The following is a 16,408-nucleotide window of genomic DNA, read 5'->3' on the forward strand; positions in this document are numbered from 1 at the left end:
ATTAACCCTTCCATAAAAAGAACATACGTTTTATAATTGAAGAAAATTATGGAAGAAAGTAGTTGTTACATTCATGCGTCCACCTTTAACAAAGTCTATATCACTTGAAGATTTCCAAAACTATTATTGGTTAAAAGCAGAACTCCAAACATTTTGTCGTGAGAATGGGTTGCCAGCTAGCGGCTCTAAGATTGAAATAACCGATTGTATCTCACATTATTTAACTACGGGGAAAGTCTTAAAAAACAGCTCTGTTCAAAAGGTTACTAAAGATTCCCTATCGTATAAAGACCTTTCTCTTCAAACGATTATTACTAACAATCACCGCTGTAGCGAAGATGTTCGTGCTTTTTTCAAAGAAAAAATCGGAACAAACTTCCGCTTTACAGTAGCTCTTCAAAAATTTTTCAAAGAGAATGTTGGAAAAACATATGAAGACGCGGTAGCTTTTTGGCATGAAGAAAACGAACGAAAAAAAGACCCTACATACAAAACAACTATCGGTGCACAATTTGAATACAATCGCTTTACTCATGACTTTTTCGAAGATCCAAATAATAAAGGGAAAGCAAAAGCTGATGCGATTGCTGCTTGGAACGAAATGAAAGCGAAGCCTGGTAGCAACATTTATGTTCCTCAAAAAGTAGAAAACTAGTTACCTCGCTAGTCTTCTACTTTCTCAAATAATAGCGCAATCCCTATCCCGCCTCCAATTCCTAATGTAGCAATTCCATATTTCATAGACTCTCTTTGTGCCTGATAAAACAAACGTGTTACAAGCATAGCCCCAGATGCACCGTACGGATGACCGAGCGCAATTGCCCCACCATTTACATTTACTTTTTCATACGGAATTTGTAACTCTTTTGCGCAAGCAACAACTTTTGAGGCGAATGCTTCATTTATTTCAAAATAATCAATGTCCTCTACTTTTACATTCATTTCGTTTAATAATTTGTTCACCGCAAATATCGGACCAGTCCCTGGAAGTTTGGGATCCACTCCCACTACAGCACTACGAACGAAACAAAGGACAGGTTTATAACCTAATTTCCGAGCTTGTCCCTCTTCCATTACAAGAACAGCACATGCCCCATCATTTACACCACATGAATTACCTGCCGTTACTGTACCATTTTTTAAAAATGCGGGCTTTGTTCTTTTAATGATTCGTTCATAATTCATTTCTGGCTTTATAGATTCATCTAATAATCCATTAAAAGAAAATATTTCATCATGTATATATCCTTTTTCTAACGCTTGCAGTGTCCGCTTATAACTAAGACAAGCGTACTCGTCTTGCATTTCTCTCGTTATGTTATAACGCCCCGCAACATATTCAGCCGCTACTCCCATGTCAGGATCACCAATTGTTTCAGGTGAAAATCGTGCTCTTTTTTGAAAAGGTGACGTACTTGTACTCTCTACTCCCCCGGCGATATAGCACTTACCTGCCCCGCCTTGAATGAGATGACACGCAGTTCGAATTGCTTCTAAACCAGCACCACATTGCCGATCAATCGTTACACCAGGAATATGATAGCCAAGTCCCGCCTCTAAAGCAGATAGTCTCGCAACATTCCCTCCTGGCCCAACAACATTACCTAATATGACATCATCTATTTCCCTCTCAATCCCTTTACTTAAAAACGTAAGAAGCGGCGTTGCTAATTGCTGAACTTCATACTCTTTTAATATCCCATTCTTCTTACCGATAGGTGTTCTTTTCGCCTCTACAATAACTGCCTTATTCATATGTTTTCTCCCGGTTTTCAATCATACTTTTTGCTTCCATACGAGCGATTTTCCCACTATTTGTATAAGGTATTCCATCTACAAAATGCCATTCTTTCGGTATTTTAAACGAGGATAATCGTTGTAAGCAAAAACTCTTTAATTGTTGTTTCGTAGCACTTCCTTTTACGATCGCGACGGGCTTTTCACCCCAGTAACTATCTTTCACACCAATTACAACTATTTCATCAACAGCTGGGTGTTCATGTAATACACTTTCTATTTCTTCTGGATAAATATTGATTCCTCCAAATAAAATCATATTCTTCTCTCTACCAACAATATATATAAAGCCTTCTTCATCTTCATAGCCTACATCTCGCACTGTCATCCAGCCATCTGCATTCAACTCCCGTGTTAAAATCCCATCTATTATGTATCCCATAAAAAACTGATCACTTTTCACATAAACAGTTCCTATTTCACCTTTTTGTACTTCTTCGCCTACTTCATTACATATTCGAACTTGCACATTATGACAAGGTTTTCCTACTGAATTTGGCCTTCTTTCGCTTTCTGCATCGACTAGTGCTGTTACAAAACTTAACTCTGATGCACCATAAAATTCATATCTTTTCGCATAAGGAAATATATTCTTTATTTTTTCTTTCGCTTCAGCTTCCCATTTCGCTCCTGATGAAATAATTTTCATTTTATTTTCTATTAATCTATTTTCTTTATATAAAGATTCAAGCATTGTCGGAACTGTATACATAACTGATATATTTTCAGTTTCTAACTTATCTAATACTTGATTCGGAATGAACTTTCTCATAATGTGCACCGTTTGTCCTACATATAATGCACTTATTGCCCCGTATAAGAAAAGAGAATGAACGAGCGTCCCAGCTATTAAAATCGAATCCTCCATTTTCATATGAAAGTCATGTACATTACAATCAAAACTATGAACCCACGATTGCTGTGCACGTAAAAATGCTTTTGCTTTTCCAGTTGATCCTGATGTAAATCCCATATAAAAGGGAGCATTTCGTAAACTTTCTACAGTGGAATGTGTAGGAAGATATTTCTCTATCATTCTTTTCCACTCATCAATTTCAATTACTCTTCCTTCTTCATGCAATAAATCATTTACCTTATATCGTTCTGTCACAATCATATCCGGATTACTGATTTCAATTCTTTCTCTGAGCTCATCTTGTTTCCACTTTATATCTAACGGAACACAAACCCACCCGGCCATAGCGGCACCAGAAAATAGTTGTAAAAACTCTATACGATTTTCTAATAGGATTGCTATCGTTTTATTCTTCGATTTTTTTTCATTTAACCAGCTTGCTACTTTACAAACTGATTCGAACCACTCTTTATATGTTAAAACTCTATCATTTTCCTTTATCGCTATTTTATTTGGTTGTAAAGAAGCATGCTTTTTGTATTCTTTTGTAACACTCATATGAGACGTCCTTTCTTTACAAAAATAATAAAAAGAAACACGCAATGTACGTGTTTCTTCCCTTTATCATCCCACATTTGTATATTTTCCATTCTTTAAAGTGGGCGTAATAATATGTTTCAATGAACGATGTAATTTTGTTACGAGAACTGCCGCAATAATTGCTTTTATACAATCCCCTGGTAAAAACACAGCACTCACTTTCATTGTCTCCCATACAGAAACATCCATTAAGAATGCTTGTACAGTAATACCAAATACATAAACTACGAAAATACCACCAATTATATTAATACATAATACTTTTATAATAGAAACTTCACGTAAACGCTCAATTAAATAACCAATAACAAACGCCCCAATGATGTAACCAAGTAAATATCCTGCACTTGGTCCAAGAAATACACCAAGGCCACCGCGTCCACCAGCAAGTAATGGTGCTCCAACTCCTACAATAAGTAAGAAAATAAGCTGACTTAACGCACCAAGACGTGATCCTAACAATCCACCAGCAAGCATAACACCAAGTGATTGTAATGTAATTGGAACTGGTGTAATAGCAAGAGCAATTGGAGGTATTAACCCTAACACTCCCATAATAGAACTAAATAAAGCGACGAAAACTAAGTTTTTTGTATTCATATTTGCTTCTCCTATTTGTAAACTTAAAACACTTTTCGGGTAACATATTATAGGAGTTATATTATCTTTCTATTTAGTCTTTGTCAACTTGTTTTAAATATAGGTTTACAAATATTTTTTCAATTATTTCTCTTTATGCAAATGCTCAAGTTCTTTCCGAAGCGCCTGTTTTAAAAACTTCCCAACAGATGTTTTCGGTATTTCTTCCATAAATACAATATCGTCTGGTAACCACCACTTCGCAAACTGTGGTTTTAAAAACTCATATATTTCTTCTTTTGTTACTGTACTATTTTTCTTTTGAACGACGCAGGCAATTGGTCGCTCTTGCCACTGCGGATGAGGAACCGCAACGACAGCTGCTTCAAATATAGCATCATGTGCCATTAATGCATTTTCAAGATCAACTGAAGAAATCCACTCACCTCCGCTTTTAATAACATCTTTCGTACGGTCAACAATTTTCACGCAGCCTTCCTCATCAACTGTAACAACATCACCAGTATATAACCAACCGTCTCGGAATCCTTCGACAGTACGATCATCGTTATAATAGCTTTCAGCGATCCAAGGTGCTCGTAAACATAACTCTCCCATCTCAGTACCATCCCACTTCACTTCACCGTTTGTACCGACTACTTTCATCTCGACACCAGGGACAAGATATCCTTGTTTTGAGCGGATTTCTAATTGCTCTTCATATGATAATTCTGTTTCATAACTTTTTAAACGTGCAAGTGTTACGAGTGGGCTTGTTTCAGTCATACCATATGCATGTACGAAAGGAACATTATATTTTTGTTCAAATGCTTTAATAACGCTTTTCGGTGCAGCAGCACCACCGCATAATATTCTCGTTATACTAGATAAATCGTAACTATTATTTTCTAATTCTTGTAATACACCGAGCCAAATTGTCGGCACACCTGCTGCTATCGTTACTTTTTCAGCTTGAATCATCTCTAATAAAATTTTTGGAGTAAACATTGGTCCTGGCAGAACTTGTTTAGTTCCAAACCAAGTAGCTGCAAAAGGAAGCCCCCAAGCGTTCACATGGAACATCGGTACAATTGCCATCGCCGCATCACTTTCCGATAAAGCAGCTGTATCCGCTAAGCCGAGTGCCATACAGTGTAATACAGTACTACGATGCGTATATACAACACCTTTTGGGTTTCCTGTAGTCGCTGACGTATAACACATACCAGCAGGTGTATTTTCATCAATATCTTTTACAAATTGGAAAGTTGGATCGCCTTCTTCTAATAGCTTTTCATAATGATATACAGGTTCTAGCGTAGTATTGGGAAGTTCATCTTTATCAGTCATAATAATGTAGGCTTGTACAGTTGATAATTGTGATTGAATATTTTCAACGAGTGGTACGAGATCTTCATCAATAAGTAGAATGCGATCTTCTGCATGTTGAATAATGTATGAAATATGTTGAGGAGATAAACGAATATTAATTGTGTGTAAAACGGAAGCAATACCAGGAATAGCAAAATATGCTTCCACATGTCGATGATGATTCCACGCTAACGTTCCTATACGCTCGCCTTCTTTAACTCCTAATTTTTTTAACGAACTAGAAAGCCTTCTCGTCCTTTCACCTAACTGCTTATACGTTAATGTCGTAACTGTATCATGTGTCCGTGAAACAATTTCTTTCTTTGAAAACAGTTTTTCTGCTCTTTCCATCATAGAACTAATTGTTAGCGGTACATTCATCATCATATGGTTTTATCCCCCTTTAAAGCGTTTTCATTTTTTTCGTTTATTATAACAGACTTCTGTAAATAATTACGACATTTTTCTGTATTTTCTGAATTATTTCTTTGGAAATAATTCAGAAAATACTATGAGAAAATATACTAAAATTCCTTCTTACGATATATAAATACCGAAATAAAAAAAGAAAAGGTATATATGATAACGCCAAATATTATATATAGAATTGAAACGTATACAGATTCATTTAAATTTGATATAGGAAATTGTTCTATTAGATACCCAATTACACTTTGTAATCCAAAATAAATAACAAGCCCCCCGCATGCGCCTCCAATTGTAATAGCATCAGATTTTTCTGCTCCAAAAACATAGAGAAGTGGATAGGCTATTGCTCCGGCATTAAGAATGATGAAAGTCCCTAAAGAAACACTCTTAAATATACCATCATCAATTGGTGTGCCTGAAACTAAACCATATACATAAAATATGCCATATGATAATAAAGTGCCAATAATTACAACTAAAAAATAGAAAAAGTAGTGGCTTTCCACAATATTACTTCTAGTAACTGGTAAAGTAAGTACATACTTTTCATAACCTGACTTACTCTCATATTTAATAACTTCAAGTGCAGGAATTGTAGCAAATAAGATAATGAACGTAGCGATTAAACGGTACATTGAAGCATCACCAAAATAAAAAACGAATCCGGCTCCCAATATCGCTATTCCCATGAACATAAAGAAAGTTCGATACACTAGGTAATAGTTTGTCAATAATAAACCTCTCATTTATTTTTCACTCCTCGTTAATAAGACACTCATTTCTTCTATTGAGATGGTTCTATGAGCAATACCACTTGGTAATTTATGTACATCTGATACGAGTACATTGAAATAAGAACCATGGCTCCTTCTGGCTACAACTATATCTTTGTTAATTAAAGCTAGTTGTTCCTCATCAACATCTACAATGGAGTAACTTTTCAAAACTTTATCCTTTTCCTCGTTCAATAAAATCTCTCCATCTTTCACAATGATAAGATGGCTGGCTATTTTTTCTACATCACTCATAATATGAGAAGAAAGTAATATACCACCATTACTTTTGCTCACAAAACTTTTTAATTCCTCTAACACGCCCTCCCTAGATGAAGGATCAAGCCCCCCGGTCGCTTCATCTAGGATTAATAATTCGGCATTATGAGACAGCGCAACAGCTATAGTTAGTTTCATTGACATCCCACGCGAGAATTTACCTACTTTCTCATTAGTAGGTAAAGAGAAAGTATTAACTAATCTATAAAAATTATCTTGGTCCCAAGATTCAAACATCTTTTCAAAAACCTTATGTAGTTGCTTTATTGTAAGATGAGCCGGTAGATTCATAGCATCAAATACGACTCCTATCTTTTCCTTAATCTTAATATCTTTATTTATATTTTCTTCACCGAATATTTTTACTGTACCGCTATCTTTAGAAATTAATTCTAGTACTGTTTTAAAGGTTGTTGATTTCCCTGCTCCATTATCACCAATGAACCCAACGATTGACCCAGATGGTACATTGAAGGAAACATCTCTTAAAACAACTTTGTTTCCAAATGATTTACTTAAATTTTCAATTTCTAAAAGATTTGACATTATTACACTCCTATCTTAACTTTTAATAAAAATATGTTTTCTCCTATTACAAATTATCCACTTTTTCTCTTATTTTCTTTTTCAGTTTAAAAATAAGACGATTACTATATTCTTTATTTTCTACTAAAATTCGATACGCCTCTAATACTCCTAACACACGAACAAAAAGATAAACTCCGATAGCAATAAGTACAACACAATAAGGGTGATACTGTACTAATTCTCCTGAAGTGATATGCTTTTTCTCAAATAAAAAAGGTAGCGCTCCTGCTGCTATAAAACAAAATCCAACGATTATTACTACAGCATACTTCTTCTTAATAGTCACATATCTTTTGGTCAATTCTTTTAGAAAGTTTTGATCAAATAGTAGTTCTTCCTTTTTCAATACATTGTATCGACTCTCTTCTATCGTTACAGGTGCCATCATTGCTCCAATCCCAAGCACCGCAATGATAATGACAAGAAACGTAGACATTGTTGCATTTTCTTTAAATAACAAGTACGGTATTGTAGATAAAATAAGCAAACTAAACCCTAACGCAATATATTTAGAAATTTTTTGCCCATACACTACATACCCTTCCGCCATTTCCTTACTTACATAATAACCATTTTCCTTTTCGTTACTTTGCTCAGCAGTTTCTTTTAATAAATAGTCAAGTGATACTTCAAATACATTTCCAATCATTATTAACTTTTCAGTTTCAGGAAAACCTTGACCGTTTTCCCATTTACTAACCGCTTGCCTTGTTGTGTTTAATTTCTCGGCTAATGCTTCTTGAGAAAGACCCTTTTCTTTTCTTAATTTAAAAAGCTTCTCACCAAATCCCATATGTGTGTCCCCCTTCGTTTTCTTAACTAAATTGTATGTAAACATTGCCCTTATCTCTATCTTCCTGCGGTTGCAATTTGTCAACTTACGGTTGCAATTGTGTTATATAGCGGTTTTCATATACGATTTAGCTATTTTTCTTCTATGATTATGTCGTTAATAAACCACCCTCCCTCAATAACCAATTATAACAATTAAAGGTAATTATTGTTATAAAAAATCAAAAAACTCCTTTATTCATTTAAAGGAGTTTTAAATATGAAATATTCCAAGAGGAGCTGTTTTTTCTTCCTCCTATTGCCTCACAATTTCTTCTATATATTTTTATGTGTCATATAACGAACTATGTACAGTATATGTTTTCATCTCTTTACCTGAGGCATACTCATATATATGTAAAATATTACTCTTATTAACTACCCCAATAAAACCACTACTCAATAATCATAACGGCTTCTGCTTAAACTTTTCATAATGTCGTACTTTTAATAAAAGAATATTCCCGCAATCTGTACAAATATAAGCATCCACCGGTGAAGATGTGAACATCGTTTCCTTTTTCCGTATTTGTGCATATCCGACAAACTCACCTTCTCCTATGTTTTGAGAACCACAATTAGAGCATGTCTGCACGGCTTTTTGTTTCATGAGAGCACCACCTTTAATCTGTTTCCACTCCCTTCGACAGTTCACTTCCATTTCCCTTCCAAAAAACCTCTTATTCTCTCACATTTCAACAGGAATCTCAAAACAAAAATCGTATATGTACTATGAAATATATTTATTAACGGAGGAATTTTATAACTACTATTATGACACTCGATATAGCAACAGAAATTGAAAATGCAGAAATTGATATGCTCTCTTCTAGATTAGAAAGACTACAAACAATGAGCGAAAACCCAATGCAAGTGCAAATGAAAAAATTCGGTAGTACCATTGCCTTTTCATCAAAAATAATTGCTGGTCCTGCTTTTAATACGGTAAAAGGTATTACAAATGCAGATGCGATTGATGCAATCATTTCTTATTATGAATCACTACAAATCCCTTGTCGTTTTGAAATTACCCCAGCACAAGGTACAACTGAATTATTTCAATACTTATCTCAAAAAGGGTTTTATCAATCTAGCTTCCATACCGCTTTATTTAATAAACCGAAAGAAGATTCATCCCTTCTTCCTTCTAACATTTCAGTACGCAAACTAAAAGAAAATGAGTTTGATATTTTTGCAGACATATATGTACGTGGATTTAATATGCCATCCTTTACAAAAGATAGCGTGCGCCAAAATAATGAAATTCTTTACAATGAACCAGGATGGTATTTTTTCATAGCTGAAGTTCAAAATACTCCTGCAGGCATTGGTGTCCTGTACATAAATAATGGGATTGCTTCATTAGCTGCTTCTGCTACTTTGCCAGAATTTCAGCGTAAAGGCTGTCATACTGCATTAATTCAAAAACGAATAGAAAAAGCTATAGCGACAAACTGTCATTTAATAGTTGGACAAGCTCGTTTTGGTAGTGGCAGTCAAAATAACATGGAACGTGCCCATATGAAAATTGCTTATACAAAATCAATATGGACTGCAAAAGACATATTATAATTTACTTTCTTTCTCCTTCCGTTACATTTTTAAACATTTTATGACAATTCCTTTTCTATCCTATTAATCATTTGAATATTCAAACTAGATTTGTTACGCTATTACTAGATACATCATTCAACTTGCACTATGAAAAGAGAATTCTAATCAAACTACAAGGAGGAGAAATGTATGACTAAGCATGAACACGGTTTAAAAGAAAAAGTAGAAGGTGCCATTGATAAGGTAAAAGGTGAAGTAAAAGAAGTTGTTGGGAAAGTAACTGACAATAAGAAATTACAAGCTGAAGGAAAATGGGATAAGGTGAAAGGCACTGCTAAAGATACAGTTGGTAATGTGAAAGAAAAAGCACATGAATATAAGGAACATAAATAATAAAAAACACGTGAGATGAATTTTCATCTCACGTGTTTTTATTTTACTTTATATACATAATGAACCAAATAACATATGATATATTTTTATTTCTCTATACTCTTTGTAAGCGGTTCTTTAAAAGCATTTCTATTCCATACAACAAAAACAATAAGAGAAATAATAAAGAATACAACAAGACATATACCCAGATAATCAAAATTAACTACCTGTATGAGATTCCAAAACGGTCCCTGTAAATTATAGCTTTCAATAAGCAAAGATAATAGTTGATATCCCCCTATTAAAAAAGCCGTAATAACAGATATTGAGGTAATTAATACATTATATGAATTTCTTATTCGACTATTTTCCATTGCCCACTTATAATTCGTATTCATGAATGTACTATCTAATGTATCCATCAATGACATTCCTGCAGCAAACAAAATGGGGAAAGCGAATATACTTACAAGTGGAATAGATTGACTTGTTGCAGTTACTGTAGAAAGAGCAATTAATCCAATTTCACTCGCTGTATCAAAACCAAGTCCAAATAAAAAACCAATCATATACAATTGCTTCTGACTATCAATAAACGTAAATAAGCGCTGTGTGAAACGGTATATAAACCCTAAATTTTCTGGCTGTTTGTCCTCGTGGCTTCGCAACACTTTAATAAGGTACAACAGATTGGTAAGACCGATAATGATAAGGAATGTACTAGAAACGATTGTACCGATAATACCGCCTATAGTTGAAAAGCTCTCCATTCCATGTTTTGCTGTTTTTCCAATTAAAGCAATTAATACAATCATCACAAATACTACCGTAGAGTGTCCTAATGAGAAGTAAAATCCCACCCCCTGTGAGTTTTTACCTTTTTCAATTAATTTCCGAACAGTATTATCAATTGCGACAATATGATCACTATCAAACGCATGACGCAATCCTAAAGAATATGCAATAATAGCCATTCCGATTATGCTATTACCGTTATACAGTGCCGGTAATAATAAGAAAATTCCAAGCACATGAAGAAATATAATAATAACAAAAAAGTTAGTTGCCTTTTTCAGTTCACTTTTCCACATAGTTACTAACCCTTTCTACTTTAAATTGAATACTCTTGAAAAAGAAAAGTGCCATAATAAAAACTACAATCGTTATAATAGTCGCTAAAATAATTACAAAATTATTTAACACGCCGGTATGATTTGTAAGTGTTAACAGAGCTGGTACTGTTGCAGTAATCCAAGATTCAACGAAGCAAACAATACCTACATAAATATGAATCTTCTTTTTCAATCCATCTTGTAGGAAAAATAAAAACCAAAGGAATGCCCAAAAGAACCAAATTATTGTACTTTGCAGACTACCACTCTCATGTAATTGATTCACAATTCCCATAACCGTTGCAATGATAGCAACCCAAAGAGAATAGTAACCTACACCTGAAGAATCAAGTTTTAATATATTCGTAAGACCAACATATAAATAAGTAAAACCAAATAAAAAAATCGTTCCATTAGATAGGATAGTCCACTCATCGGATTGACTTCCTGTAAATAATAAATATAATGGTGTCAAAGTTTGTAATGCCCCTACAAATAAATTGAAGCACCCTACACTTTTGCTATCAATGAGTTTAAAAGCTGCTAGTGAATTCATAAATAGAACTGCACCGACAAACAATAATCCCACATTAGTCATAGTATCCCCTTCTCCTACTTAATATTTTCGATAGGATGTTAATTCTTCATGTAGACAATTCTCTCTAACAAAACGATGACACTGAAAAAATATAGACTCCATATCTTCTGTATTATGACTAAGTATGCGTATGACAAAGCCTTTACATGGTGTAGAAGATATTCCAATTTTCATATTGTTAGTGTTAGAAAGCGATGTTTTCAATGCTGCAATTAAATCATTTGTAATGTTCTCATTAATAACTATGAAAGTACCATAATGGGAATATTGATTTAATATTCCCATTTGATCTAACGACTCTTTGAAAGGGTTTAGCAATAGATGATCGTATACTACAAGTTTATTTTCCATATATATTTTTGTTAATGAATCAAAATATTGGTATGTGAACTTCTCCATATTTGGCGACCAACCAGGCGTAACTGAATCACATAGAATCAATGTAGAATTATTTTGCATATATATATTTGTTTTTTGCTTATATGCTGCATCCTTGTACATAATTAACGGGTCTGGTAAATACTCCATAACAGCATTCTCACCAATATAAACATTTAATTTTTGCAAAGCATAACTATTTGGAGTCTTGTAAACTTTCGTTGCTGACTGGCTTGTTATATATGTTTTCGCATCTTTACGAACATTTATATTTATAGAATAGAAATCTCCTTTTAAATAGCCTCCACCAGAATTCATAATATAGTAATATACTCTACCATACTCATCCAAATATATTGGCTGCGTTACTTTTAAGGCATCTTTATGATAAACCTTAATAGGTACGGTTTTATGTCTCTTTTCCATCACATCAATGTTTAAAACACCTGTAGGGGATTTCATTTTTTCAGTCCTTCTAACATAATGTTTTGTCTCATCCAATTTATTAATTCTTGTAAGCCTTCCTCATCCTTTAAATTTGTAAAAAAGTATGGTTTATTATGTCGGTAATTTTTCGTATCCTGCTCCATAACTCCAAGATCAGCTCCTACATAAGGTGCCAAATCCGTTTTATTAATTACAAATACATCAGATTTGATCATCCCTTGTCCACCTTTACGCGGAATCTTTTCTCCCTGTGCCACATCAATAATATAAATTGAAAAATCCACTAGCTCCGGACTAAATGTGGCAGCTAAATTATCCCCCCCACTTTCAATAAAAATAACATCTAAATTATTATGTCTAATCATGAGTTCTTCAATTGCTTCAAAATTCATAGAAGCGTCCTCTCGAATTGCTGTATGCGGGCACCCTCCTGTCTCTACACCAATAATTCTATCTTCTGGTAAAACACCTGTTTTCAATAAAATCTTTGCATCTTCTTTCGTATAAATATCGTTTGTAATTGCTGCAATTTCATAATCTGTATTTAGATGTTTTGTTAACTTTTCAACTAACATGGTTTTCCCAGCACCTACCGGACCACCGATACCAATTTTAATAGGCTTTATCATTTTATTCTTCCTCCCTATGACATGAAGACCCTTACATTTACATCTTCATGTTGCATTTGATTTATTTCGAATTCAGGATCATTCAATCCAAAATCCTCTAATGAAAGTATTTGAATTCTATCAATAGATTCGCAGATCAATTCATGGCATTCTTGTAATAGTTTTTGACCATCTGTTTGTCCAAGAGGAATGGCTCTCACACCGTTTTGAATTATACTTCCAACACTTGAGTATAAGAAAACTAAGAGCGTTTCTTCTATTGTCATTTTCAATTCCGCCCCTAATATTCCGTATACGATACTCGGATGACCTTGTAATTTATTACCCATAATATTTTCTTTATATATATTTAAATTTACAAACGAGAACAATTCAGACAATAATTTAGAAGTACTTTTACTAATCATTCTATTTGCTTTTCTACATTCAAAAGGCAATGTTTGTGCTGTTATTAAATCATCTAAAAATGTAATTTGTTCTCCCTCATTATTCTGAATGGCTTCGTAAGTATATTTGCAAATTAAGCCGTCCGTGTATGTTAATTGGACTTTTACATATCGATTAACCCATTTGAAAAATTCGGCTTTATTTGTAACTTGTCCCTCTTGAATAAACGTTTCTAATCCAAAAGAGTGACTAAAACTTCCTGTTGGGAAGTTCGAATCACTAATTTGGAGTAGGTTAAGTAGGTTAAATATGTTTGTGCGAAGCATGCTTGAACGGTTTTGGTAATACTCTATTTTCTTTTTGATAAGGAACACCTTCCTTTTTAAGTAAATCTTCTACTAAGTAGTCGTTCGCTAAAATCATGCACCCTTCATCGAATTGTGCTGGTAAATGTCTATTCCCTAAGTTATGAGCAATAATTCCCATTTCTTTTATTGATGTTGGAGTAATTACAATTACCTCTTCTGGTAATACTTCAATATATACAATTCGATTTTCATCTTCATATAAAATATCACCATTCTTTAATGTTTCTCCACTATCTAAAGACACCCCAATTTCAAAACCAGATTCTGAATACAATTTCTGAACTCTCTTCAGTAAAAGATCACTAGAAATCAATATTTTATCAAGATGTTTTTTTGTATTTGAAAAATCATTCATATTGCATACGTTGTTATTAATTTTTTCAATAATCATTTTATCTCCCCCGTTATATCAAAATAAAAAATATCTTTGAGCCATAGGCAATACATCTACTGCTTCACACGTGATTACTTGTCCATCAACTTTAACTTCATATGTCTGTGGATCTACTTCAATTTCTGGTGTTGCATTATTCAGCTTCATATCTTGCTTAGAAATCTCTCTCGTATTTTTAACAGGTAATACAACTTTATCTAAACCTAATTTTTCTTTAATATTATTCTCATAGGCTACTTTCGATACAAATGTAATCGAACTTGACTGTACTGCTTTTCCATATGCACCAAACATCTTTTTTTCATAATATGGTTGTGGGGTAGGAATCGAAGCATTCTCGTCTCCCATTAATGCCATCACTACCATCCCGTTTTTCAAAACCATATCTGGCTTAACACCGAAAAATTGTGGATCCCATATTACAAGGTCTGCATACTTTCCTACTTCAATAGAGCCAACATATTCTGAAATCCCGTGTGTAATAGCTGGATTAATTGTATACTTCGCTATATAGCGTTGAATTCTATTATTATCGTTATATTCTTTATCTCCCTCTAAACTACCAATCTGCTTTTTCATTTTATCGGCGGTTTGCCAATTGCGAATAATGACCTCCCCAACCCTTCCCATCGCCTGTGAGTCAGAGCTAATCATGCTGAAAACCCCTAGATCTTGCAAAATATCCTCTGCCGCAATTGTTTCTTTTCGAATTCTTGAATCTGCAAACATTACATCTTCCGGAATATTCGCTTTCAAATGATGACATACCATGAGCATATCTAAATGTTCATCCAGCGTATTCACTGTATATGGCAAGGTCGGGTTCGTTGATGATGGTAAAATATTATTCAGCGCAGCAATCTTTATAATATCTGGTGCATGCCCACCTCCAGCTCCTTCAGTGTGGTACGTATGAATAACACGATTATCAATAGCTTTTATCGTTTCTTCCACAAACCCACATTCGTTTAACGTATCCGTATGAATAGCGACTTGAATATCATATTTATCAGCAATCTGTAACGAGTGATTAATTGCTGACGAAGTTGCTCCCCAATCTTCATGGATTTTCAATCCGATAGCCCCTGCAAATATTTGTTCTTCCAGGGCAGGTAAACTTGAACTATTTCCTTTCCCTAAAAATCCAAGATTTATAGGAAAAGCTTCTGCTGCTTCTAGCATTTTTCTTAAATTCCAAGATCCAGGTGTTATTGTAGTTGCCTTAGTCCCTTCTGCCGGTCCTGTTCCCCCACCAATTAAAGTTGTTATGCCTGAAGCCAATGCCGTATCAATTTGTTGTGGTGATATGAAATGCACATGTGTATCAATACCTCCAGCTGTAACGATTTTCCGCTCACCAGAAATTACTTCCGTTGATGTTCCAATGATGATATCAATATTATCCATAACTGAAGGATTACCACTCTTACCAATTGCTGAAATCTTTCCGTCTTTTATACCAATATCCGCTTTATATACTCCTGTATAATCAATAATAATCGCATTCGTAATAACAACATCCACAACCCCCTGTTCTCTTGTAAGTTGTGAATTTTGTCCCATACCATCCCTAATTGATTTTCCTCCACCAAAGACAGCTTCATCACCATATACAGTAGAATTTCGATCAATGTGTGCAAATAATTGTGTATCCGCTAAACGAATAGAATCTCCTGTAGTTGGACCATATAAATCAGCATATTGTCTACGTGACATCTTAAAACTCATGCTATCTCCCTCTTTTTGTGTAAGATTGAATATCGCCATCCACTTTATTTTTAAACCCATATACTTCTTGTTCCCCTGAATATGGAACTAATTCAATCGTTTTTTCATCTCCAGGCTCAAATCTTACCGCTGTACCTGCTGGAATATTTAAATGTTGTCCAATTGCTACACTGCGATTGAATTTTAACGCCTCATTCACTTCATAAAAGTGGTAATGAGATCCAATTTGAATGGGTCTATCTCCCTGATTTATCACTTTGACTTTCATTGCTTTTTTATTTCCATTACATACTATGTCTTCTTTCGCAAGGATATATTGCCCTGGAATCATAACA

19 protein-coding genes are annotated in these 16,408 nt (G+C 34.2%); 3 read left to right on the top strand and 16 right to left on the bottom strand.

The genetic code is table 11. The annotated features are described in order from the left end of the window. The first annotated feature begins 73 nt into the window (after nucleotides 1-73). A complete protein-coding gene (locus MHI26_RS18410; RefSeq protein WP_061665785.1) occupies nucleotides 74-655 on the top strand; it encodes a DUF6434 domain-containing protein in 582 nt (193 codons plus the stop codon). A gap of 8 nt (nucleotides 656-663) precedes the next feature. On the opposite strand, the gene MHI26_RS18415 is transcribed toward MHI26_RS18410, so the two are convergent. The 8 genes from MHI26_RS18415 to MHI26_RS18450 form a co-directional block, all read right to left on the bottom strand. After that, entirely contained in the window at nucleotides 664-1,755 is a 1,092-nt protein-coding gene (locus MHI26_RS18415; RefSeq protein WP_001030512.1) for an acetyl-CoA C-acyltransferase, read from the bottom strand. Next, nucleotides 1,748-3,211: an acyl-CoA synthetase gene (locus MHI26_RS18420; RefSeq protein ID WP_000117305.1), complete on the bottom strand. Its 1,464-nt coding sequence runs from the start codon at nucleotides 3,209-3,211 to the stop codon at nucleotides 1,748-1,750. The genes MHI26_RS18415 and MHI26_RS18420 overlap by 8 nt, the downstream gene beginning before the upstream one ends. Before the next feature lie 66 nt (nucleotides 3,212-3,277). Further along, a complete protein-coding gene (locus tag MHI26_RS18425) occupies nucleotides 3,278-3,853 on the bottom strand; it encodes a biotin transporter BioY (protein WP_061665786.1) in 576 nt (191 codons plus the stop codon). Nucleotides 3,854-3,976: 123 nt separating this feature from the next. After that, nucleotides 3,977-5,590, bottom strand: coding sequence for a long-chain fatty acid--CoA ligase (locus MHI26_RS18430; protein ID WP_061665787.1), 1,614 nt, complete (start codon nucleotides 5,588-5,590; stop codon nucleotides 3,977-3,979). A gap of 137 nt (nucleotides 5,591-5,727) precedes the next feature. After that, the gene (locus tag MHI26_RS18435) at nucleotides 5,728-6,378 is read right to left on the bottom strand and encodes an ABC-2 transporter permease (protein WP_061665788.1); all 651 of its coding nucleotides are present in this window, start codon (nucleotides 6,376-6,378) and stop codon (nucleotides 5,728-5,730) included. Next, the gene (locus MHI26_RS18440; protein WP_061665789.1) at nucleotides 6,379-7,230 is read right to left on the bottom strand and encodes an ABC transporter ATP-binding protein; all 852 of its coding nucleotides are present in this window, start codon (nucleotides 7,228-7,230) and stop codon (nucleotides 6,379-6,381) included. Nucleotides 7,231-7,276: 46 nt separating this feature from the next. Next, a complete protein-coding gene (locus MHI26_RS18445) occupies nucleotides 7,277-8,065 on the bottom strand; it encodes a helix-turn-helix domain-containing protein (protein ID WP_061665790.1) in 789 nt (262 codons plus the stop codon). Nucleotides 8,066-8,509: 444 nt separating this feature from the next. Next, the gene (locus MHI26_RS18450) at nucleotides 8,510-8,713 is read right to left on the bottom strand and encodes a hypothetical protein (protein ID WP_000810192.1); all 204 of its coding nucleotides are present in this window, start codon (nucleotides 8,711-8,713) and stop codon (nucleotides 8,510-8,512) included. A 152-nt stretch (nucleotides 8,714-8,865) separates the two neighbouring features. Between MHI26_RS18450 and MHI26_RS18455 the strand changes: the two genes are divergently transcribed. Both MHI26_RS18455 and MHI26_RS18460 read left to right on the top strand, forming a co-directional pair. Beyond that, nucleotides 8,866-9,675 (top strand): GNAT family N-acetyltransferase, encoded by an 810-nt coding sequence (locus MHI26_RS18455; RefSeq protein WP_061665791.1) that lies wholly within the window; start codon nucleotides 8,866-8,868, stop codon nucleotides 9,673-9,675. Between the two features lie 171 nt (nucleotides 9,676-9,846). Continuing rightward, complete coding sequence (locus MHI26_RS18460; protein WP_000160424.1) at nucleotides 9,847-10,050, top strand: CsbD family protein; 204 nt, start codon at nucleotides 9,847-9,849, stop codon at nucleotides 10,048-10,050. 86 nt (nucleotides 10,051-10,136) lie between these two features. Here MHI26_RS18460 and MHI26_RS18465 read toward each other — a convergent pair whose 3' ends face one another. Genes MHI26_RS18465 through MHI26_RS18500 form a run of 8 tightly spaced genes read right to left on the bottom strand, consistent with a single transcriptional unit; the run spans nucleotide 10,137 to nucleotide 16,404 of the window. Continuing rightward, the gene (locus MHI26_RS18465; protein ID WP_000265976.1) at nucleotides 10,137-11,123 is read right to left on the bottom strand and encodes a HoxN/HupN/NixA family nickel/cobalt transporter; all 987 of its coding nucleotides are present in this window, start codon (nucleotides 11,121-11,123) and stop codon (nucleotides 10,137-10,139) included. Continuing rightward, nucleotides 11,110-11,742, bottom strand: a complete 633-nt coding sequence (locus tag MHI26_RS18470) for an AmiS/UreI family transporter (protein ID WP_000185991.1) — start codon at nucleotides 11,740-11,742, stop codon at nucleotides 11,110-11,112. The genes MHI26_RS18465 and MHI26_RS18470 overlap by 14 nt, the downstream gene beginning before the upstream one ends. An 18-nt stretch (nucleotides 11,743-11,760) precedes the next feature. After that, complete coding sequence (locus tag MHI26_RS18475) at nucleotides 11,761-12,582, bottom strand: urease accessory protein UreD (RefSeq protein WP_061665792.1); 822 nt, start codon at nucleotides 12,580-12,582, stop codon at nucleotides 11,761-11,763. Beyond that, a complete protein-coding gene (gene ureG / locus MHI26_RS18480) occupies nucleotides 12,579-13,196 on the bottom strand; it encodes an urease accessory protein UreG (protein WP_000594927.1) in 618 nt (205 codons plus the stop codon). The genes MHI26_RS18475 and ureG overlap by 4 nt, the downstream gene beginning before the upstream one ends. A 14-nt stretch (nucleotides 13,197-13,210) precedes the next feature. Further along, nucleotides 13,211-13,909: an urease accessory protein UreF gene (locus MHI26_RS18485; RefSeq protein WP_000946572.1), complete on the bottom strand. Its 699-nt coding sequence runs from the start codon at nucleotides 13,907-13,909 to the stop codon at nucleotides 13,211-13,213. Continuing rightward, complete coding sequence (locus MHI26_RS18490; RefSeq protein ID WP_000582804.1) at nucleotides 13,887-14,342, bottom strand: urease accessory protein UreE; 456 nt, start codon at nucleotides 14,340-14,342, stop codon at nucleotides 13,887-13,889. The genes MHI26_RS18485 and MHI26_RS18490 overlap by 23 nt, the downstream gene beginning before the upstream one ends. Nucleotides 14,343-14,360: 18 nt before the next feature. Beyond that, the gene (gene ureC / locus MHI26_RS18495) at nucleotides 14,361-16,073 is read right to left on the bottom strand and encodes an urease subunit alpha (RefSeq protein WP_000008666.1); all 1,713 of its coding nucleotides are present in this window, start codon (nucleotides 16,071-16,073) and stop codon (nucleotides 14,361-14,363) included. A 1-nt stretch (nucleotide 16,074) separates the two neighbouring features. After that, entirely contained in the window at nucleotides 16,075-16,404 is a 330-nt protein-coding gene (locus MHI26_RS18500; protein ID WP_000612160.1) for an urease subunit beta, read from the bottom strand. Between the last annotated feature and the right edge of the window lie 4 nt (nucleotides 16,405-16,408).

The sequence above is a fragment of the Bacillus sp. FSL K6-1218 genome (genome assembly GCF_038006445.1).
Classification (GTDB): Bacteria; Bacillota; Bacilli; order Bacillales; family Bacillaceae_G; genus Bacillus_A; species Bacillus_A thuringiensis_S.

Coding starts and splice junctions, on each gene's coding strand:
- MHI26_RS18410 (WP_061665785.1), top strand. CDS start 74: ATGCGTCCACCTTTAACAAAGTCTATATCACTTGAAGATTTCCAAAAC.
- MHI26_RS18415 (WP_001030512.1), bottom strand. CDS start 1,755: ATGAATAAGGCAGTTATTGTAGAGGCGAAAAGAACACCTATCGGTAAG.
- MHI26_RS18420 (WP_000117305.1), bottom strand. CDS start 3,211: ATGAGTGTTACAAAAGAATACAAAAAGCATGCTTCTTTACAACCAAAT.
- MHI26_RS18425 (WP_061665786.1), bottom strand. CDS start 3,853: ATGAATACAAAAAACTTAGTTTTCGTCGCTTTATTTAGTTCTATTATG.
- MHI26_RS18430 (WP_061665787.1), bottom strand. CDS start 5,590: ATGATGATGAATGTACCGCTAACAATTAGTTCTATGATGGAAAGAGCA.
- MHI26_RS18435 (WP_061665788.1), bottom strand. CDS start 6,378: ATGAGAGGTTTATTATTGACAAACTATTACCTAGTGTATCGAACTTTC.
- MHI26_RS18440 (WP_061665789.1), bottom strand. CDS start 7,230: ATGTCAAATCTTTTAGAAATTGAAAATTTAAGTAAATCATTTGGAAAC.
- MHI26_RS18445 (WP_061665790.1), bottom strand. CDS start 8,065: ATGGGATTTGGTGAGAAGCTTTTTAAATTAAGAAAAGAAAAGGGTCTT.
- MHI26_RS18450 (WP_000810192.1), bottom strand. CDS start 8,713: ATGAAACAAAAAGCCGTGCAGACATGCTCTAATTGTGGTTCTCAAAAC.
- MHI26_RS18460 (WP_000160424.1), top strand. CDS start 9,847: ATGACTAAGCATGAACACGGTTTAAAAGAAAAAGTAGAAGGTGCCATT.
- MHI26_RS18465 (WP_000265976.1), bottom strand. CDS start 11,123: ATGTGGAAAAGTGAACTGAAAAAGGCAACTAACTTTTTTGTTATTATT.
- MHI26_RS18470 (WP_000185991.1), bottom strand. CDS start 11,742: ATGACTAATGTGGGATTATTGTTTGTCGGTGCAGTTCTATTTATGAAT.
- MHI26_RS18475 (WP_061665792.1), bottom strand. CDS start 12,582: ATGAAATCCCCTACAGGTGTTTTAAACATTGATGTGATGGAAAAGAGA.
- ureG (WP_000594927.1), bottom strand. CDS start 13,196: ATGATAAAGCCTATTAAAATTGGTATCGGTGGTCCGGTAGGTGCTGGG.
- MHI26_RS18485 (WP_000946572.1), bottom strand. CDS start 13,909: ATGCTTCGCACAAACATATTTAACCTACTTAACCTACTCCAAATTAGT.
- MHI26_RS18490 (WP_000582804.1), bottom strand. CDS start 14,342: ATGATTATTGAAAAAATTAATAACAACGTATGCAATATGAATGATTTT.
- ureC (WP_000008666.1), bottom strand. CDS start 16,073: ATGAGTTTTAAGATGTCACGTAGACAATATGCTGATTTATATGGTCCA.
- MHI26_RS18500 (WP_000612160.1), bottom strand. CDS start 16,404: ATGATTCCAGGGCAATATATCCTTGCGAAAGAAGACATAGTATGTAAT.